This window comes from Microbacterium commune (genome assembly GCF_014836945.1).
Taxonomy (GTDB): domain Bacteria; phylum Actinomycetota; class Actinomycetes; order Actinomycetales; family Microbacteriaceae; genus Microbacterium; species Microbacterium commune.
In genome coordinates this window covers 347,051-366,556 of the sequence record NZ_JACSPX010000001.1, presented here as the reverse complement: position 1 = coordinate 366,556, position 19,506 = coordinate 347,051, and the positions used below count along the sequence as shown (strand labels likewise).

15 protein-coding genes and 1 tRNA gene are annotated in these 19,506 nt (G+C 70.8%); 13 read left to right on the top strand and 3 right to left on the bottom strand.

Annotated elements, in window-relative coordinates; translation table 11 throughout:
- Positions 1 to 199 precede the first annotated feature (199 nt).
- Positions 200 to 1,633: a zinc-dependent metalloprotease gene (locus H9633_RS01755; protein ID WP_191711877.1), complete on the bottom strand. Its 1,434-nt coding sequence runs from the start codon at positions 1,631 to 1,633 to the stop codon at positions 200 to 202.
- A 118-nt stretch (positions 1,634 to 1,751) separates the two neighbouring features.
- On the opposite strand from H9633_RS01755, the gene H9633_RS01750 reads away from it, so the two are divergent.
- The 6 genes from H9633_RS01750 (at position 1,752) to H9633_RS01725 (ending at position 8,592) form a co-directional block, all read left to right on the top strand.
- On the top strand, positions 1,752 to 2,843 hold the full coding sequence (locus tag H9633_RS01750; RefSeq protein WP_318247168.1) for a YlbL family protein: 1,092 nt from the start codon (positions 1,752 to 1,754) through the stop codon (positions 2,841 to 2,843).
- A 66-nt stretch (positions 2,844 to 2,909) separates the two neighbouring features.
- On the top strand, positions 2,910 to 5,825 hold the full coding sequence (locus tag H9633_RS01745; RefSeq protein WP_191711876.1) for a UPF0182 family membrane protein: 2,916 nt from the start codon (positions 2,910 to 2,912) through the stop codon (positions 5,823 to 5,825).
- A gap of 92 nt (positions 5,826 to 5,917) precedes the next feature.
- Positions 5,918 to 5,991: transfer RNA gene (locus tag H9633_RS01740), tRNA-Met, on the top strand.
- A gap of 164 nt (positions 5,992 to 6,155) precedes the next feature.
- Positions 6,156 to 6,707, top strand: a complete 552-nt coding sequence (locus tag H9633_RS01735) for a hypothetical protein (RefSeq protein ID WP_191711875.1) — start codon at positions 6,156 to 6,158, stop codon at positions 6,705 to 6,707.
- A gap of 32 nt (positions 6,708 to 6,739) precedes the next feature.
- Positions 6,740 to 7,774, top strand: a complete 1,035-nt coding sequence (locus H9633_RS01730) for a diacylglycerol/lipid kinase family protein (protein ID WP_191711874.1) — start codon at positions 6,740 to 6,742, stop codon at positions 7,772 to 7,774.
- Between the two features lie 14 nt (positions 7,775 to 7,788).
- On the top strand, positions 7,789 to 8,592 hold the full coding sequence (locus tag H9633_RS01725; RefSeq protein ID WP_191711873.1) for a carbon-nitrogen hydrolase family protein: 804 nt from the start codon (positions 7,789 to 7,791) through the stop codon (positions 8,590 to 8,592).
- Between the two features lie 198 nt (positions 8,593 to 8,790).
- On the opposite strand, the gene H9633_RS01720 is transcribed toward H9633_RS01725, so the two are convergent.
- Entirely contained in the window at positions 8,791 to 9,990 is a 1,200-nt protein-coding gene (locus H9633_RS01720; protein WP_191711872.1) for an aminotransferase class I/II-fold pyridoxal phosphate-dependent enzyme, read from the bottom strand.
- 97 nt (positions 9,991 to 10,087) lie between these two features.
- Between H9633_RS01720 and H9633_RS01715 the strand changes: the two genes are divergently transcribed.
- From H9633_RS01715 to H9633_RS01705, 3 genes are read left to right on the top strand one after another with little or no spacing between them, the layout of a single operon-like run.
- Positions 10,088 to 11,677 (top strand): S1C family serine protease, encoded by a 1,590-nt coding sequence (locus H9633_RS01715; protein ID WP_191711871.1) that lies wholly within the window; start codon positions 10,088 to 10,090, stop codon positions 11,675 to 11,677.
- 53 nt (positions 11,678 to 11,730) lie between these two features.
- Complete coding sequence (locus H9633_RS01710; protein WP_191711870.1) at positions 11,731 to 12,984, top strand: CDP-glycerol glycerophosphotransferase family protein; 1,254 nt, start codon at positions 11,731 to 11,733, stop codon at positions 12,982 to 12,984.
- Entirely contained in the window at positions 12,981 to 14,417 is a 1,437-nt protein-coding gene (locus tag H9633_RS01705; RefSeq protein WP_191711869.1) for a CDP-glycerol glycerophosphotransferase family protein, read from the top strand. Before H9633_RS01710 ends, H9633_RS01705 begins: the two co-directional genes overlap by 4 nt.
- A 7-nt stretch (positions 14,418 to 14,424) precedes the next feature.
- Here H9633_RS01705 and H9633_RS01700 read toward each other — a convergent pair whose 3' ends face one another.
- On the bottom strand, positions 14,425 to 15,444 hold the full coding sequence (locus tag H9633_RS01700; RefSeq protein WP_191712899.1) for a glycosyltransferase family 2 protein: 1,020 nt from the start codon (positions 15,442 to 15,444) through the stop codon (positions 14,425 to 14,427).
- 176 nt (positions 15,445 to 15,620) lie between these two features.
- Here H9633_RS01700 and H9633_RS01695 point away from each other — a divergent pair, with 176 nt between their 5' ends.
- From H9633_RS01695 to H9633_RS01680, 4 genes are all read left to right on the top strand, one after another.
- On the top strand, positions 15,621 to 16,901 hold the full coding sequence (locus tag H9633_RS01695) for a CDP-glycerol glycerophosphotransferase family protein (RefSeq protein WP_071643994.1): 1,281 nt from the start codon (positions 15,621 to 15,623) through the stop codon (positions 16,899 to 16,901).
- Positions 16,901 to 17,659, top strand: a complete 759-nt coding sequence (locus tag H9633_RS01690; RefSeq protein WP_191711868.1) for a biotin--[acetyl-CoA-carboxylase] ligase — start codon at positions 16,901 to 16,903, stop codon at positions 17,657 to 17,659. Before H9633_RS01695 ends, H9633_RS01690 begins: the two co-directional genes overlap by 1 nt.
- 56 nt (positions 17,660 to 17,715) lie before the next feature.
- Positions 17,716 to 18,261, top strand: a complete 546-nt coding sequence (locus H9633_RS01685; RefSeq protein WP_071643990.1) for a PH domain-containing protein — start codon at positions 17,716 to 17,718, stop codon at positions 18,259 to 18,261.
- 63 nt (positions 18,262 to 18,324) lie between these two features.
- Positions 18,325 to 19,446, top strand: a complete 1,122-nt coding sequence (locus H9633_RS01680; RefSeq protein ID WP_191711867.1) for a 5-(carboxyamino)imidazole ribonucleotide synthase — start codon at positions 18,325 to 18,327, stop codon at positions 19,444 to 19,446.
- Positions 19,447 to 19,506 lie beyond the last annotated feature (60 nt).

The following is a 19,506-nucleotide window of genomic DNA, read 5'->3' as shown; positions in this document are numbered from 1 at the left end:
TCCAGACGGGTCAACGTCGTCGGCGTCATCGGGCTCATGACCCGATTGTGTCCTGATGCGAGCGGTCTGCGGGGCCGGAGGAGACGATCTGTGGACGGATCGGGCTCCTCTGCGGCTGTGCAGGACGAGTTATCGCGTGCCCCGGACCACCCTCAACCCAGGCTCAGGCTCAGGCTCAGGCTCAGGGGCACGCTCAGGCTCAGACCGGACGATCGCCTTCGGGACGGTCGTCGCCGGGTTCGTCCTCGCCGCCGGGCGCGGCCGTGTCGTCCGTGTCTGCTGCGCCGCCGTCTGCTGCGTCGGTGTCTGCTGCGCCGAAGTCCTCGCCGTCGAGCAGGCGCGCGAGTGCTTCGTCGAGCTCATCCGCCTCCGGCGTCTCTCCGCGCTGCAGGGCCTCCAGACGCGCGATGAGCGCGGACGGGTCGTCGATGTCCGATGCGAGCGGCATGATGTCGGGGTAGTCCCACAGAGCATCCCGTGCGGCGATGCCGACGGCATCCGTCACCGCCCGCCACATCGCCGACGCCTCGCGAAGGCGCCGGGGACGCAGCTTCAGGCCGACGAGCGCCCCCAGGGCGTCCTCGGCAGGACCGCCCACCGCGCGACGCCGGCGGGCCGCTTCAGCCAGCCGCGCGCCGTCGGGCAGTCGCGAGGTGGCCTCTTCGGTCACCACGTCGACCCAGCCGTCGATCGTCGCGATCAGATTCTCGAGGCGGGCGAGCGCCTCGCGCTGCGCCTCGGTCTGGGCCGGAAGCAGCGCTCCGCCCTCGATCGCCGCCCGCAGCTCCTCAGGGTTCGTCGGATCGAGGCGGGATGCCAGATCGTCGAGCACCTCGACGTCGACCGTGACTCCGCGGGCGAAGTCGGTGATCTGGGAGAGCACGTGCAGGTGCAGCCACTTCGCGTGGCGGTACAGCCGGGCGTAGGCGAGCTCGCGCACGGCCAGGTACAGTGCGATCTGATCTTCCGGGATCTCCAGGCCCGCACCGAAGTCGGCGATGTTCTGCGGGATCACGGCGGCCGTTCCCGCCGGGAGCACGGGGATGCCGACGTCGCCGCCGGAGACGACCTCGAGCGAGAGCCGGCCCAGCACCTGACCGAACTGGGCGGCGAACAGCGAACCGCCCAGGCCGCGCATCAGCTGGCCGGCACCCTGCACCATGCTCTGCATCTCGGGCGGGACCTGCGTCTCGAGCGCGCCGGTGAGGGCATCCGCGATCGACGTCGACACCGGGTCGGCGATCTCCTTCCACACCGGCAGGGTCTTCTCGACCCACTCGCCGCGGGTCATCGCCTGGGGTGCCGAGGCGAGCTCCGAGATCGTGGTCGCCTCACCGAGCCAGAGGTTCGCGAGGGCGAAGGCATCCGCGAGTGACGCGCGCGAGCCGTCGGCGATGCCGAGGCCGTCGCGGTTGGCGATGTGCAGCGCGCGCTGCTGGGCGCCCTGCCAGGGGTCGCCGCCGAACATGCCCTGCAGCTGCGACATGAACCCGGACATCTGGGCTGCGTCGATCGGCATCCCGCCCATGCCGGACAGCGCATCCCGGAGCGCCTCCGGGTCGACCTGCCCACCCGACATCATGCGCCGGAGCATCTCCTCGAAGTCGGACGGATCCCGATCGTCATCTGCCATGCGATTGCCCTCTCAGCATGCCCGTAGCGTGTGCGCTCTACGCTAGTCACACGATCCTGTGCTCGACCCCGATGCGCGCGGATCGCTGTACGCCGCTCGCGAACGCCCCGGAGGTTCCGTGTCATCACGCCGCAGCAACGGGACGGTCACCGGCATCGTCGCGCTGAGCGTCGCGCTGGTCGCCCTGGTCGCGCTCACCTTCGTGCCCACGCCGTACGTCATCCAGCGACCCGGCCCGGTGTACGACACGCTCGGCACCGCGCGCAGCGCGGACGGGGCCGAGGTGCCGCTGATCGAGATCGACGGGGCCGAGACGTACCCCACGGGCGGCACGCTCGATCTCACGACCGTGCAGGTGATCGGCAACCGCGAGCGAACCCCCACCTGGTTCGAGCTCGCGATGGCATGGACCGACCCGACCCGCGCCGTCGTGCCCATCGACACGGTCTTCCCGCAGGGCGTCAGCTCCGACGAGCGCGACGAGCGCAACGCCGCTCTGATGGTCGATTCGCAGCACGAGGCCACCGCCGCGGCGCTCACCGAGCTCGGCTACGACGTCGGCGCGACGGTGCGGGTCGTCGAGACCGTGGCCGACAGCCCCGCGGACGGTCTGCTGCGAGCCGACGATCTGGTGCGGGCGATCGGCGGCGAGGAGATCGACTCGGCCACCGCGCTGCGGGATGCCATCCAGCAGGCGGACGGTGCCGAGGTCACCCTCACGATCGAGCGCGACGGCGACGAGAAGGCCGTTGCGGTCACGCCCGAGAAGTCCACGGACGCCGCAGGCGAGGAGGTGTGGCTGATCGGAATCGCCCTCACCACCGACTACGACTTCCCCATCGATGTGCGGCTGCAGCTCGACAACGTGGGTGGCCCCAGCGCGGGCATGATGTTCGCGCTCGGGATCATCGACGAGCTCACCCCCGGCGAGCTCAACGGCGGTGCGGACGTCGCCGGCACCGGCACCATCGACGCCGCGGGCGACGTCGGGCCCATCGGCGGCATCCGGCAGAAGCTGTACGGGGCCCGCGACGCGGGGGCGACCGTCTTCCTCGCTCCGGAGCAGAACTGCGACGAGGTCGTGGGCCACGTTCCGGACGGCCTGCAGGTGTACCGGACCGGCACGCTGAAGGAGTCGCTCGACATCCTCGAGAAGGTCGCCGCGGGCGGCGACACGTCAGCGCTTCCGGTCTGCACCGCGACGGGCTGATCCGCCAGCGGCGAACCGTTCGCCCATCCGGGGCCGCGTCATAGGTCGCCTGCCTAGGATGGAACGGTGACCTCGACCTCAGCGCCGCAGCCGGCCACGCCCAGCACATCACGACGGATCCTCGCGATCTCGGTGGCGATCATCGCCGCCCTCATCGCCGCGTTCTTCGTGTTCTCCTCGCTCTACACCGAGTTCCTCTGGTTCGACCAGCTCGACTTCGCCTCGGTGCTCACCACCCAGTGGATCGCCACCGCCACGATGTTCGTCGTGGGATTCATCGGCATGGCGCTGCCGATCTTCCTGTGCATCCAGCTGGCGTACCGGCTGCGACCCGTCTACGTGCGGCTGAGCTCGCAGCTCGATCGCTATCAGGAGGTCATCGAGCCGCTGCGCCGCCTCGCGATGTGGGGGATGCCGGTCTTCTTCGGCGTGTTCGCCGGATTCGCCGCCGCGGGCAACTGGAAGACGGTGTGGCTGTGGGCGAACGGTGTGACCACCGACACCCTCGACCCGCAGTTCGGTGCGGACACCGGCTTCTACCTGTTCGCGATGCCGTTCTACTCGGCTCTGCTGGCCTTCGCGTCGGCCGTGCTGCTGCTCTGCCTGGTGATCACCGCGCTCGTGTCGTACCTGTACGGTTCGGTGCGCATCGGGCAGCGCGAGCTGCGCATCTCGAAGCCCGCGCGCATCCAGCTCGCCGTGCTCGCCGGCCTCTACCTCGCCGTGCAGGCCGTGAGCCTGTGGCTCGACCGCTACCTCACCCTCGTGCAGCCTGAGGGCCGCATCACGGGTGCCGCCTACACCGGAGTCAACGCCACCATCCCTGGCCTCGCGATCCTGTCGATCATCGCCGCGGTCGTCGCGGTGCTGTTCCTCGTGACCGCCGTGATCGGCCGCTGGCGGTTCCCGCTCGCAGCCACCGCGCTGTTCGTGGTCGCCTCGCTCGTGGTCGGCATGGGCTATCCGTGGGTCGTCACCACGTTCCAGGTGAAGCCGAACGAGAACGCCTATCAGGCCGAGTTCTACGATCGCAGCATCCAGAGCACGAAGGAGGCGTACGGCGTCGCCGACATGGAGGTCACCCCGTTCGCGGCGACGACCGACACCGAGCCGGGTCAGCTGCGCGAGGACGCCGACACCACGGCATCCGTGCGCATCATGGACCCGGCGATCATCAGCCCGACGGTGCGCCAGCTGCAGCAGTACCGCTCGTACTACCAGTTCGCCCCTGAGCTCGACGTGGACCGCTACGAGATCGACGGCAAGTCGCAGGACACCGTCGTCTCGGTGCGCGACCTCGATCTGACCAAGCTCGGCGGCGGCGACAGCTGGAACAACCGCGCGGCCGTGTACACCCACGGCTACGGTCTCGTCGCGCTCGCCGGCAACCAGCGCACCAGCGACGGCGAGCCCGTCTTCCTCGAGCAGGGCATCCCGACCTCGGGCTTCCTCACCGACACCGAGAAGTTCGAGCCGCGCGTGTACTTCGGCGAGTCCTCGCCGGAGTACTCGATCGTGGGGGCCCCGGAGGGCACCGACCCCGTCGAGATCGACTACCCGCGCGGTGAAGACGGAGCCAGCGACACCAAGACGACGTTCGACGGCGACGGCGGGCCGCGCATCGGCAACACGTTCGTGAAGCTGCTCTACGCGATGAAGTTCCAGTCCGAGCAGATCCTGTTCTCCAACCTGGTCAACTCCGAGTCGCAGATCCTCTACGACCGCGACCCGAAGAAGCGCGTCGAGAAGGTCGCGCCCTACCTGACCCTCGACAACGACCCGTACCCGAGCGTCGTCGACGGCCGCATCGTCTGGATCGTCGACGGCTTCACCACGAGCGCGAGCTACCCGTACTCGAAGACGGTCAGTCTCCGAGACGCCATCGCCGACTCCCGCACCCCGGCATCCGTGGTGTCGTTCGACAACATCAACTACATCCGCAACTCGGTCAAGGCCACCGTCGACGCGTACGACGGGTCGGTCAAGCTGTACGCCTGGGACGACGAGGACCCGATCCTCCAGGCCTGGCAGAAGGTCTACCCGGCGACCGTCGAGCCGATCAGCGAGATGTCAGCCGACCTGATGAGCCACGTGCGCTACCCGACCGACCTGTTCAAGGTGCAGCGCGACGTGCTCGGCGTCTACCACATCGACGACGCCCGCTCGTTCGCGCAGGAGGACAACCGCTGGCAGACGCCGGACGACCCGCGCGCCAAGGATCGTCTGCAGCCGCCGTACTACCTGTCCATGAAGATGCCGGGTCAGGACGAGCCGCGCTTCTCGATGTTCTCCACCTTCATCCCGGCGTCCGCGCAGGGTGACACGCGAGAGGTGCTGATGGGCTACCTCGCCGTGGATTCGGATGCCGGGAACAAGAAGGGCGAGAAGGCCGAGGGCTACGGCAAGATGCGCCTGCTGGAGATCGACACGAACTCCACGGTGCCGGGCCCGGGTCAGGTGCAGAACACCTTCGACTCGGACACCGAGATCGCCAACAAGCTGAACGTGCTGACGCTCGGCAAGTCGGACGTGAAGTACGGCAACCTGCTGACCCTTCCCGTCGGCGGCGGACTGCTGTACGTGCAGCCGGTCTTCGTGCAGTCCTCCGAGGGCACCAAGCTGCCGAACCTGCGAAAGGTGCTCGTCGCCTTCGGTGACCGCGTGGCCTTCGAGGACACGCTCACCGAAGCCCTCGACGTGCTCTTCGGCGGCGACGCCGGCGCATCGGGCGGCGATGACGACGTGGAGCCCACCGATCCCGGGACCCCGGCCGATCCGGACGCCCCCGCCGACCCCGACCAGGGCGGCACCCCACCGACCGGCGAGACGCTGACCGCGCTCGAGGAGGCACGCGCCGCTCTCGAGGCCCGCGAGGTCGCGCTGAAGTCCGGTGACCTCGAACGGTTCGCCGCCGAGGACAAGAAGCTCACCGCCGCCATCGAGAAGCTGCTCGCTCTCGAAGACCAGACAGCGGCCGAGTAGGGAGGTGCCGGCAGGCGCGACACGCCCGTGCGCGTCTGCCGGCCGCCTCGATTCGCCCTCCCTCAGAACCCGTGTTAGGCTATAAAACGTGCCGCGGGGTGGAGCAGTTCGGTAGCTCGCCGGGCTCATAACCCGGAGGTCGCAGGTTCAAATCCTGTCCCCGCAACAAGAGAGGCCCCGAGATCATCACGATCTCGGGGCCTCGTCCTTTGCGTCGAGCACCCCTCCGCTGACCCGGTCGCCGAACCGGCATCCGCCGGGCCCCTCGCAGACGCGCGCACGTTCCGCTGAACCTGTGAGCCGTACAGCTGAGGGGCGTAACGTCGGGTCATGGAGACACAGACACGAACGAGCGGTGCAGACACCGCGACGCTGGGCCTGGGATCGGTGCTGGTGGGTTCGCTGCCTGCTGCGCTGATGACCGATGAGGCCCCGGATCGCTACACGGTGGAGGCGGTCTTCACACGCCGACCCCGACCGGACGAGATCGCGGCGATCCTGAGCGGGCGGACCAGGGACACGCTGGCCGAGGCGGGCTACCCGACCGTCGAGCTGGCGATCTCGGATCGCCGACTGGAGATCGCGAACACGAACCTGGAAGAGTTGCGTGACGGTCTCGGCGGGGTGCTCGCCGACCGGCTCTCGGAGATCAGCGCCGACGTCCGCGCCAGAGAGGAGGCGGCGTCGGTGCGCTTCCAGGAGGCCGCGGTCGGCGAGCAGCACAGGGCCGCTGCGGTCGCCGCTCTCGCGGAGTCGGTGTCCTTCCGGCCCGCTGCGACCCCGAGGCCCGTCTCGGGCTCGGCGCCCGGTGTGCGATCGGATGCGCTCGACGACCGTGCGCGGATCGACGACTGGACCGACGAAGGCGGTCACGCGCGCTGATCTCGGCTGCCCCCTCCGAGTGCGAGGCGACCATGAACGAGGCCCACTCGCCGGCGCCGCATGCCGCCGTCGTCTACCACCCCCTGAAGGTGCCGGTTCGGCGACTGCGCGCCGTGGTCGCCGAGCACGAGGCCGCGAACGGGTGGGCACGCACGCGCTGGCACGAGACCGCCGGCGACGACTCCGGGCGGGCTGCCGCCGAGAGCGCTCTCGCACACCGACCTGCGGTCGTGCTCGTCGCGGGCGGGGACGGGACGGTGCGAGCCGTCGCCGAGGTGATGCAGGCCACGGGCATCCCGATCGCGCTGATCCCGCTGGGCACCGGCAATCTGCTCGCCCGTGACATCGGCGCGCCGCTCAACGACCTCGCCGCCTGCGTCCGCGCGGCGTTCTCGGGCGTGGATCGGGCGGTGGATGTCGGGATGGCGGAGCTCGACGACGAGGGCGGCTCTCGTCGCACGACGGCCTTCATGGTGATGGCGGGGATCGGGCTGGATGCCGAGATGGCGGAGAGCACGAGCGCGAACGCGAAGAAGCGTCTCGGCTGGTTCGCGTACGTCGCACCGATCGCCCGCTCGGTCATCGCCAACAGGCTCTTCCACCTCGACTACCGCATCGACGGAGGTCGGACGAGGTCGACGAGGGCGCACACGGTGATCGTCGGCAACTGCGGCACCCTCACCGGCAACATGCTCCTGATCCCCGCGGCGATCATCGACGACGGGCTGCTGGACGTCGTGATGATGCGCCCCGCGGGACGCTTCGGATGGGCGCGGATCGGCACCCGTCTCACCCTGCAGGGGCTCGCCCGTCGGTCCCCGCTCGGCCGCAGACTGCTGCAGCAGACGCCCGATCTCCACTCGCTCGCGTACCTGCGGGGCCGCCGATTCGAAGCGCGGTTCGACGCTCCTCATCTCGTCGAACTCGACGGCGACGGCTTCGGTCACGTCACCCGGGTCCGGATCACCGTGCGCCCTGGTGCCCTGGTCGTGCGAACGCCCGCGCATCGAGGCGCGCCGAGCGCGGGCGCGGCTCCCGGGGGCCGAGCGCGCGCACCGCGGGAGTGAGGGAGGATGGCAGCATGACCGCAGCCGCTCCTCTCGTCGCCGTGTGCCAGTTCTCCCCGGATGCCTCGCCGGAGCGCAATCGGGAGCGGATCGCCGTGCTCGTCGCCGCGGCCGCACAGCGCGGTGCCGACGTCGCCGTGCTGCCGGAGTACTCGAACTACTTCACGCCGGAGATGGACGACGCCCTCGCGCAGAACGCGGAGGGCCTCGACGGCGGGTTCGTCTCCGCGCTGCGCGCGCTCGCCGCCGAGCACGACCTGGTCGTCGTCGCCGGGATGGTCGAGACCGCCGACGCCGGTCGCGTGCACAACACCGTCGTCGCCGTGTCGGATGCCGGTGTGCAGGCGGTCTACCGCAAGCAGCACCTGTACGACGCGTTCGGCCATCGGGAGTCGGACTGGATCGAGCCCGGCGACCTCGGCGACGCGGCCGTGTTCGAGGCGCGCAGCCTGCGGTTCGGGCTGATGACCTGCTACGACCTGAGGTTCCCCGAGGTGGCGAGAACCCTGGTCGACGCCGGCGCGGATGCCCTGATCGTCCCTGCGGAATGGGTGCGCGGCCCGCTCAAGGAGCACCACTGGAACACCCTGCTCACCGCGCGCGCCATCGAGAACACCGCGTACGTGATCGCTGCCGACCACCCGGCTCCGGTCGGCGTCGGGTACTCGCAGGTGATCGACCCGCAGGGCGTGGTGGTCGCCGGCGTCAGCGCAGGGGAGGGGGTGGCCGTGGCATCCCTCGACCTTGATCTGATCGCCCGCACGCGCGAGTCGAATCCGTCGCTGCGGCTGCGCCGGTACCGCGTCGTCCCCCGCTGAGCCCCGCCCCCGCCGTCCCCGCCGCCGTCCCGCCGCGCCCGCGCGCGTACGAATCGGGGGCCGACACTCCAGATGTCGGAGCGATCCGCGTGAAGTGTCCGACATCTGGAGTGTCGGCCCCCGGAATGCATCGGCCCACGGCGGTCGGAGGCAGTGCACGCGGCCCCCGGAATGCCGGGCGGGGCGGGCGGCGGGGCGTCAGCGCAGTCCGGACAGCCGGCGACCGGCCTCCTCGAGCACCTCGACGCGCTTGCAGGCGGCTAAGCGCACCAGGCCGGCGTACGGCTGCTGATTCTCGGGCGTGACGAACGCGCTGATCGGGATCGCCGCGACCCCCACGCGCTCCGGCAGCGCACGGCAGAACGCGGCCGCGTCCGCACCACCCAGCGCCGTGGCATCCGCGACGGTGAAGTACCCGCCCTGCGGGGCGAACACGTCGAAGCCCGCAGCCCGCAGGGCGTCGCCGAGCAGGCGGTGCTTGTGCTGCATCGTTGCGGCCGCGTCATGGAAGTACGCGTCGGGCAGACGCAGCCCGACGGCGATCGCGGGCTGGAACGCCGAGCCGTTGACGTAGGTGAGGAACTGCTTGACGGTGAGGACCGCCGTGATCAGGGCCGCCGGTCCGTGCACCCAGCCGATCTTCCAACCCGTCGTCGAGAACGTCTTGCCCGCCGATGAGATCGTGAGGGTGCGCTCGGCAGCGCCGGGCAGAGTCGCGATCGGCACGTGGGGCGAATGGAAGGAGAGATGCTCGTACACCTCGTCGGTGACGATCACCGCGTCGTGCAGGGTGGCCAGACGCACGAGCTCCGCCTGCACCTCGGGAGTGAACACCGCGCCGGTGGGATTGTGCGGATCGTTGACGAGGATCAGCCGCGTGCGCTCGCCGACGACCGCGGCCAGTTCATCGAGATCGGGTTGGAAGTCGGGCCTGCGCAGCGGAACAGTGCGCAGCCGGGCACCCGCCAGCGCGACCGCGGCCGCGTACGAGTCGTAGTACGGCTCGAAGACGACGACCTCGTCGTCGGGGCCGTCGATGAGCGCGAGCAGAGTGGCGGTCAGCGCCTCGGTCGCGCCGGCCGTCACCAGGATCTCGGTGTCGGGATCGACATCGAGTCCGTAGAAGCGGCGCTGATGCTCGCTGATCGCGGCGAGCAGATCCGGGATGCCGCGGCCGGGCGGATACTGGTTCGCGCCCTGCGCGATGGCATCCCGCGCCGCCTCCAGCACCGCGGCCGGACCGTCTTCGTCGGGGAAGCCCTGGCCGAGATTCACCGACTCGGTTCGCGCCGCGGCGGCCGACATCTCCGCGAAGATGGTGGGGGCGACCCTGCCGTCCGGGGAGAGCAGACCGGCTCCGGCGGCGGTGCGGCGCCACGCTCCTGGTAAGACATCCATGCAGAACAGGCTAAGACCATAGGCGAATGTCATCGGCGGCATACGAAACGCACAGACTCGGTTGTCACTCTGATAGGGCATTGAGAAGGAGCAGAAGATGAACGACAACAGCACCCCCGACCAGCCCTCGAACCCCGAGGCCTCGGCTCCCACCCCGCCGTCGTCGACGCCCGGGCAGCATGTGCCTTCGCGCTTCGGCTCCGAGCAGGAGCGTTGGCAGGCCCCCGCGTCGCCGCAGCAGGGCTCGCCGTACGGCACACCGCCCCAGCCCGGCGCGACCTTCGGGGCCGCCGCCCAGCCGCAGTCGACAAGCACCCCGCCGAGCGGCATCCCGTACGGCGCTTCGCAGCACGGGATGTCCCGGCCGCCGTACGCCACAGGGGCACCCGCGCCGTCCGAGCAGCCCACGCTCAGCCTCGACCCGACCCTCGTCGCGGACCCGGCCGGATCCGCCGCACAGGGCGGCGCCCACAGCACCGAGCAGCGCAAGAGCGGGGGACCGGTGAAGGTCGCCGGACTCATCCTCGCCGCAGCCCTCGTGGGCGGCGTCGCCGGGTTCGGCGGCAGCGCCATCGGCACGGCGGTGTTCGACCGGCCCGCCTCGCAGTCGGCGACGGGCCCGCAGAGCGTCACCGTCAACAACCCCGGGTCGGTCAACGAGACCACGGCCATCGCCAGCGAGGTGCTGCCCTCGGTGGTCACGATCGAGGTCGCCGGCTCCAGCGAGTCCGGCAGCGGGTCGGGGGTCATCCTCGACAAGGAGGGCCACGTGCTGACCAACACGCACGTCGTCACCCTCGGCGGTGCCGTGGCCGACCCGGCCATCCGCGTCACCACCTCCGACGGTCGTATCTTCCAGGCGAGCGTCGTCGGCACCGACCCCGTCTACGACCTCGCCGTCATCAAGCTGGAGGGGGCGGAGGATCTCACGCCGATCGAGATGGCCGATTCGAGCAAGCTCAACGTCGGCGACACCGCCGTCGCGGTGGGTGCACCGCTCGGGCTGTCGAACTCGGTCACCACGGGAATCGTCAGTGCCCTGAACCGCAGCATCGAGGTCGCCTCGTCGGCGCTTCCCGACAGCTCGGCGCAGCCCGACAGCGAGGGCGAGGAGGGCGGCAGCGGAAACCCGTTCCAGTTCGACATCCCCGGCATGGGCCAGCAGCAGGCGAAGCAGTCCATCTCGATCGCCGTCATCCAGACCGACGCGGCCATCAACCCCGGCAACTCCGGTGGCGCACTCGTCGACAGCAAGGGAAGCCTGATCGGCATCAACGTCGCGATCGCGACCGCGGGCGGATCGTCGGCGTCGAGCGAGGCCGGATCCATCGGTCTCGGCTTCGCGATCCCCTCGAACATCGCGCAGCGCGTCGCCGACGAGATCATCGCCGACGGCGCGGCCACCCACGGGCTGCTCGGCGCCACGGTGCGCGACGCGTCGAGCGTGCAGGGCGCGTCCGTCGCGGGAGCCGTGATCGACACCCCGACCCCCGGCGGCGCGGCGGACGAGGCCGGTCTGCAGCGCGGCGACGTCGTCACCCAGTTCAACGGCGTGCCGATCACCGGCGCCAGCGACCTCACCGCCCAGGTGCGCGCGGCAGCCGCCGGCAGTGACGCGACGCTGAGCTACGTCCGCTCCGGAAAGACCTACGAGGCGAAGGTGACGCTGGGCGAGCTCAAGCTCTGAGCTCTGCCAGCCGACTCCCCGAGAAGGACGCCACCCCGCGATAGGCTCGCGAGGTGGCGTCCTTCTCATTCGGCTCCGGCAACGCGGCGAAGCTGCTCCGGATGCCGCTGTATGCCGCAGGGCGCATCGCGGCGCTGCTGATCCCGCGCGGCGACACGTGGGTGTTCGGCTGCGGAGCCGGCGTCGGCGACGGTGCCCTCGCGCTGTACCGCGTGGCGGCAGAGGCCGGGCACCCGGTGCTGTGGCTCGCGCGCTCGCCGCGGGATGCCGAAGACGCCAGAGCCCTGGGCATCCGCACCGTCCCCCGCGACGGCATCCGCGGCTGGTGGGCGACGATCCGCGCCGGCGTGGTCGTCGTCACGCACGGGCTCGGCGACGTGAACAGGTACGGCAGCAGCGGTGCCTTCGTCGTGCAGCTGTGGCACGGCATCCCGCTCAAGCGCATCGGGCTGGACTCTCCGATCACCGCCCAGGTGCCGCCGGGGATTCCCGGTGCAGCCCTGCTGCGGCGCCTGCTGACGGCGATGTACCGCGGTGCGGCGCAGCGCATCCAGGTGCTGCCGGCCGCATCCCACCGCTCGCGTGGCCGATTGGAGTCGGCGTTCGGTCTCGGCGATGACCGGGTCGTCGTGACCGGCGAACCGCGCGTCGACGTGCTCTCCCTCGGCTCCGCCGCCCAGCGACGCGCGACGGCGACGACCCTGCTCACCCGCACCGGTCCGGTGCTCACGGGGCAGCGGGTGCTGCTGTACGCCCCCACCTGGCGCGACGGCGCTCCCGACCCGGCGGTGCCGACCGCCGCGCAGTGGGTCGAGATCGTCCGACTGCTCGAGACGCACGATGCCATTCTGTTCATCCGGTCGCATCCGCTGGGCGCGGGCGCGTACGCGCCGCCGTGGTCGAGCGGGCGGGTGCGGATGCTGAACTCCGACCTGCTGGCCGATGTCACACCGGCGCTGCCGCGCGTAGATGTGCTCATCACCGACTATTCGTCGATGGCCTACGACGTGGGCCTGCTGGCGACGCCGGTCGTGTACCTCGCGCCGGATGCCGAGCAGTACGCCCGCGAGCGCGGCTTCTACGGGCGGTATTCCGACGTCGCGGGCGACGATCACGCGACCGACTGGCCGGCGGCTCTCGCTCAGCTCGACGCCGTGCTCTCGGACGACGCGGTCAGGGCTGAGCGCTCCGCGCGCTCGGCTGAGCTCAGCGCGCACATGCACGCGCATCGCGACGGGCAGAACGCCCGCCGCGTGTACCAGGCCATCCGCGCGCGCGGCATCCCCGCGCCGAAGGGAGCACGATGACCACGGCTCGCATCGATGAGCAGAACCAGACGCTGATCGTCTCAGGCGCCGGCGCTCGACCGGCATCCGCCGCCCTGGTGGGGCCGCGTGCCCGCGTCGCCGGCCGGCTCACCGGGGGCGGGAAGACGTGGAAGGCGACCCTGCCGCTGCAGGCGTCGCGCTGGGGAGGGGCGGCGCTCCCGCTGCCCGCCGGCGCGTACCGGCTGACGGTGGACGGCGTCGATCTCGACGGGGTCGAGATCGAGCCCACCCTGCTGCCGGGGCTGCGCATCGAGGTGCGCGGCGCGGATGCCGTGATCGCGGCGCCCGTCGCCCCCATCTACGAGACCCCGGAGGGGCAGCGCACGCTCGAGCAGCGGTATGCGTCGCAGATCGGGGCGGGGGAGAACGCGGTCTTCTTCGAGAGCTTCTACGGACAGACCGCCGGGTGCAATCCGCGGGCCATCGACCGGGTGCTCGCCGAGCGTGCGCCGGCGGTGATCAGGTACTGGAGCGTCACCGACCTGTCGGTGGAGGTGCCGGAGGGCGCGATCCCCGTCGTCGAAGGCGGACCGGAGTGGTGGCGCGCCCGCGCGGAGTCCCGCATCCTCGTGGTCAACGACTGGCTGCGACGGAGATTCGTGCGCAAGCCCGGGCAGATCGTGCTGCAGACGTGGCACGGCACGCCCCTCAAGCGCCTCGCGCTGCACCGGCGCGGGTTCGACCCGCGCCGGATGGCGGCGGTCTTCAAGGAGTCCCGCCGCTGGGACGTGCTGCTGGCGCAGAACCCGTATGCCGCGCGCATCCTGAAGAAGGCGTACGCGTTCTTCGGCAAGCCGATCTGGGTCGAGGGGTACCCCCGCAACGACGTGCTCGTGAACGGAGACCCGGCGCCGGTGCGCGAGGCACTGGGCATCGGCGCCGACGAGCGGGTCATCCTGTACGCCCCCACCTGGCGCGACGACCGCTCCGAGATGGTCGACTTCGTCGACCCGCAGCTGCTGGCCGAGCAGACCGACTCGGTCGTGCTGGTGCGCGGTCACTCGCGAACCATCCGGCCGGGGCGCGACCACGCCGGCGCGAGGGTCATCGACGTCACCGGGTACCCGGAGACGGCTCGGCTGCTGCTCATCGCCGATGTGCTCGTCACCGACTACTCGTCGGTGATGTTCGATTTCAGCGTCACCGGCCGGCCGATGTTCTTCCTCGTGCCCGATCTGCAGCACTACCGCGGCGAGCTGCGCGGGTTCTACTTCGATCTCGCCGAGCGTGCCCCTGGACCGCTCGTGCACAGTCAGGACGAGCTCGTGCAGGCGCTCGACGAGCCGGAGGTGCCCGAGGCCTACCGCGAGCGCTACACCGCGTGGCGCGCGCAGTTCAACCGTCGCGACGACGGCCAGGCCGCGGATCGCGTCGTGTCGCGCATCCTCGACCAGGGCTGGCTCACGGTCTAGCCGGCCGCTACGGCAGCGGGGTGTTGCGCGACCCGAGCCGCGACGCGTCGACCGTGTCGCGCGCACCGCGCAGGGCGCCGCCGATGAACCCCAGACCCCACGAGAGGTGCATGGTCGGCAGCACGGCCATCGTCCACAGTCGTCGGCGCACGCCCCCCGGGCTCATCAGACCGACGCCGATGACCAGCAGGGCGTAGGCGAGCAGCGGCAGGTAGATCACCGATGCGATGACGGTGGCGACGCCGCGCAGCACTCCGATCAGCTGCAGGATGCCGACGAGCAGCGCCGTCGCGCTGACGAGCACCAGGACCGGGGGAGCGAAGAAGCGCAGTCCGTTGCGCCGCCCGAAGCGGCGCACCAGCTCGCCGCGCCACGCGCCCGTGGCGCGGAACTGCCGGGCCAGACGCGACCAGCTCTCGCGCGGCCAGTACGTGACCGACAGGGCCGGATCGAACCACACGAGATGGCCGGCCTGCCGGATCCGGAGGTTCAGCTCCCAGTCCTCACCACGGCGGATGGTCTCGTCGAACAGGCCCACCTGCTCGATCACGTCACGGCGCATCACCCCGAGGTACGCCGACTCGGCCTCGCCCTCGTGCTCGCTGCCGTGGTACGCACCGCCGCCCAGACCCACGGGGGAGTTGTACAGCCGCGCCACGGCGCTCTGGAACGGGGTGCGGCCGTCGGCGCGCATGATCCCCCCGACGTTCGCCGCCCCGGTGCGCCGGAGTGTCTCGAGCGCTCGGCGTGCGTACCCGGGGGAGAGCTCGGAATGCGCGTCGACGCGGATGATCGTGGGATGCCGACTGGCCCGGATGGCGGCGTTCAGACCCACGGGGATGTGCGCGGCGGGGTTGTCGACCAGGATGATCCTTGGGTCGTCATCGGCGAGGCGCCTGGCCAGCTCCGTCGTGCCGTCGCTGGACGGTCCGAGCGCCAGCACGAGCTCGGCGGGACCGTCGATGTCCTGCTCGAGAACCGAGCGCACCGCGTGCTCGAGGTAGTCGCGCTCGTTCAGAACCGGCATCACGAACGAGACGCCGGCGGAGGTGATCCTGTCGTCATCCTGCACGTGTCGATCATGTCATGCGCGTTCGTCCCGCCGGCGCGGACGATTCGCAGGTCGGCTCCCGCATCCGGAACGGGCGGCAGCCCGCATCCCTCCGCCTGAGGGCGCTCGCGACCGCCCGGTATCCTGGACGGATGGGTGTGGTCTCAGACGGCAAGAAGGCGTATCGACTGCTGCAGAAGGCACTGACCTCGCGCTCGGCCGTGCAGCGTGTGCGACGGCGTCTCGCCGCCCAGGGCCCGCACCCGGCCGGTCGCTACCGCATCGCGGTGTACTTCGCCGACGGCGCGGTCAACATGTATCAGATGCGCCAGTGGTACCGCCCCCTCGCCGAGCTCGCGAAGCGCTGGCCCGTCGTCGTGCTCTCGCGCAGTGCCACCGGAGCCGAGCGGCTGATCGAGGAGGACGCGCTTCCGGTCGCCTTCCTGCCCACGGTGCGCGACCTCGAGCGGTTCATCGCCGAGCAGGACATCCGCATCGTGCTGTACGTGAACCAGAACACCCGCAACTTCCAGATGTTCCGCTACGGCCGACGCTGGCACGTGTTCATCAACCACGGCGAGTCCGACAAGATGTACATGACCACCAATCAGTACAAGGCGTACGACTACGCCCTGATCGCGGGTCAGGCCGCCCGCGACCGGCTCAGCCGCACCCTGTGGGACTACGACCTCGACACGCGCACGATCGAGATCGGTCGGCCGCAGGCCGACCACTACTCCGGAACCCTGCCGTACACCCCCGACGAGCGCATGGTCGTGCTGTACGCGCCGACGTGGGAGGGGGATCGTCCCTCGGCGCACTACGGCTCGATCGCGTCGCACGGCGAGACCCTGGTCGCCGGGCTGCTCGCCACGGGCCGGCATCGGGTGATCTACCGTCCGCATCCGCGCAGCGGCGTCGTGGACCACGACTACGGCGCGGCGCACCGCCGCATCCTCGCCGCGATCGACCAGGCCAACACCGCCGACCCGCGCGCCCAGCACGTGTACGACGACGGTCCCGAGCTCGGCTGGCAGCTGGCCGCGGCAGACGTCGCCGTCGTCGACATCTCCGCCATGGTCTACGACCGGCTCGCCGCGGGCAAGCCGCTGCTGATTACGCGCCCGGCCGACGAGCGTGCCTCCATCGACACCACGGGGTACCTGTCGGCGTGCGAATGGCTCACCGTCGACGGCGCCGCGCGCATCGTCGAGGAGGTCGAGCGCGTCGCCGCTGACGACGAGGCCGTCGCCCGTCTGCGCACCTGGGTGCAGCACTACTTCGGTGACACCGCGCCGGGAGCCGCGACCGCGAAGTTCCACGGCGCGATCGAGCACCTCATGCGTACGTGGGACGAGTGGCATGCCAGGGATGCCGGTGGGACGGCATCCGACGCGGACGGCGGCGACGGCGCCGACGAGGACGACGACTGATGCAGCTTCCGCGCACGCGAGCGCTCGCCGACCCGCTCATCGTGCTCGACTCGTGCGGCTCCACCAACGTCGAGATGCGCGAGCGCCTCACCCGCGAGCGACTCGGCCATCTCGCCGCCCTGGTGACCGACGCGCAGACCGCGGGTCGGGGACGTCTGGATCGCACGTGGACGACGCCGCCGGGCTCCGCGCTCGCCGTCTCGGTGCTACTGCGCGATCTGCCCGCCGACGCCGACGCGTGGGGCTGGCTCGCGCTGGCCGCGGGCGTTGCGATGACGGATGCCGTGGCAGCCCAGCTGCCGGCACACGATGTCGGCTTCAAGTGGCCCAATGATGTCCTCGTCGACGGGCGCAAGATCTGCGGCATCCTCGCCGAGGTCACCCCGGACGGTGTGATCGTGGGCAGTGGGGTGAACACCGTGATGACGACCGCCGAGCTGCCGGTGCCGACCGCCACGTCGTTCGCGGCGCTCGGCGCGGCTGCCGACATCGACCTGCTGCTCTCCGGCTACCTGGAAGCCCTGCGCGGCCTGGTCGCCGGGCTGGCCCGCGACGGGGCACGGGCATCCGGACTCCACGACGAGGCGGAGAGACGCTGCCTCAGCCTCGGCCGCGACGTCGAGGTGACGATGCCCCACGGCGAGACGCTGCGCGGTCGCGCCGTGCGTCTGCAGGACGACGGGTGCCTCGTGGTCGACGCCGCCGGCGTCGAGCGGGCGGTGGCGTCGGGCGATGTCGTGCACGCCCGACTCGCCTGAGCCGACGCGCCCGGCGGCCTGCCGCGTACCCGGGGCGACGCGGGCACAATGGAGGGGTGACACAGCCCGTGACCCTCGGCGGCCGGCCGAACATGCCGCCGCCGGGCGCGCCCGCCGAAGAACTGCTCGTGGCGCGTCTGCGCAGCCATGCGCGGCGGCTCTTCTGGCCTGCGGCGCTGCTCGTCGCCACCGTCGGCGTCACCGCCTACCTCTACGACAACCTGCCTGAGGGGTACGAGAACTGGATGCTGCTCGCCGGAGCGGGCATCATCGTGCTGCTGCTCGTGGTGATGCCGTTCCTGTTCTGGATCTCGCGCACGTTCACCATCACCACCCGCCGGGTCATCGTGCGCGAGGGGCTCGGCTCACGCCGTCGCCGCGAGGTGTCGCACATGCGCGGCTACTCGATCAGCATCCGCCGTGGTCCGCTGCAGCGGGTGTGGGGCGCGGGGACGATCACGCTCAGCGACGGCGCCGACGAGCCGGTGCGGCTGGTGAACGTGCCCATGGCGAGCCTCGTGCACGAGGTGCTCGCCGATCAGATCGAGGTGAATCAGATCCTCGCCCATCGTGACGCGCAGTCCGCGAGCCGGGGGTACTGAGCGCCGATCGTCTTCCGCTCGCGACGGAGTGCGCGAGAATGGAGACGACGAAAGGGGCGCTGCATGACCGTGCGCGTGGGTGTGATCGGCGGAGGACAGCTGGCTCGGATGATGATCGCTCCGGCGGTCGAGATCGGGCTCGACATCCGGGTGCTCGCCGAGGACGAGGGGATGTCGGCGCAGCTGGCGGCGACCGCCGTCGGCGACTACCGCGACCTCGAGACGGTGCGCGCCTTCGCGCGCGACGTCGACGTCATCACCTTCGATCACGAGCACGTCCCGCAGGATGTGCTCCGCGCGCTCGTCGCGGACGGCATCCAGGTGCATCCCGGGCCTGATGCGCTGCAGTACGCGCAGGACAAGCTGGTCATGCGCGCGCGTCTCGCCGAACTCGACGTGCCCCAGCCCGAGTGGGCTCCGGTGCGCGACGCGGGCGAGCTGCAGCGGTTCATCGACGAGCACGGCGGGGGAGCGGTCGTGAAGACGCCACGCGGAGGCTACGACGGGAAGGGCGTGCGCGTCGTGCGCTCGGGGTCGGACGCCGCCGACTGGTTCGCGTCCGCCGGCGGCGAGGCGCTGCTCGCCGAGGAGCTGGTGTCGTTCCGCCGCGAGCTGGCACAGCAGATCGCTCGACGGCCCAGCGGCGAGATGGTCGCCTACCCGGTCGTCGAGACCGTGCAGCGCGACGGCGTGTGCGCCGAGGTCATCGCACCGGCGCCGGGCACCACCGCGCGTGTGGTCGAGCTCGCCGAGCAGATCGGACGCCGTGTCGCCGAGGGCATCGGAGTGACGGGCATGCTCGCCGTCGAGCTGTTCGAGACCGACGACGACCGCATCCTCGTGAACGAACTCGCGATGCGCCCGCACAACAGCGGGCACTGGAGCCAGGACGGCGCGGTGACCGGGCAGTTCGAGCAGCACCTGCGGGCGGTCGCCGACCTGCCGCTGGGCCGCACTGATCCGCGGCAGCCGTGGACCGTGATGATCAACATCCTCGGCGGACCCGCCGAGGGTTCGCTCGCCGACCGCTTCGCGCCCGCGATGCAGGAGTATCGCGACGCGAAGATCCACACCTACGGCAAGGCCCCGCGTCCCGGCCGCAAGGTCGGTCACGTGAACGTCTCGGGCGACGACCTCGAGGACGTCGTCTACACCGCCCGTGCAGCAGCAGCCCTGTTCGTCTGAGCGCGCGCGTGCCGCTGCGACCTTCTCCCCGCACCGCCCCGTAGCCTGTCATGGTGACTG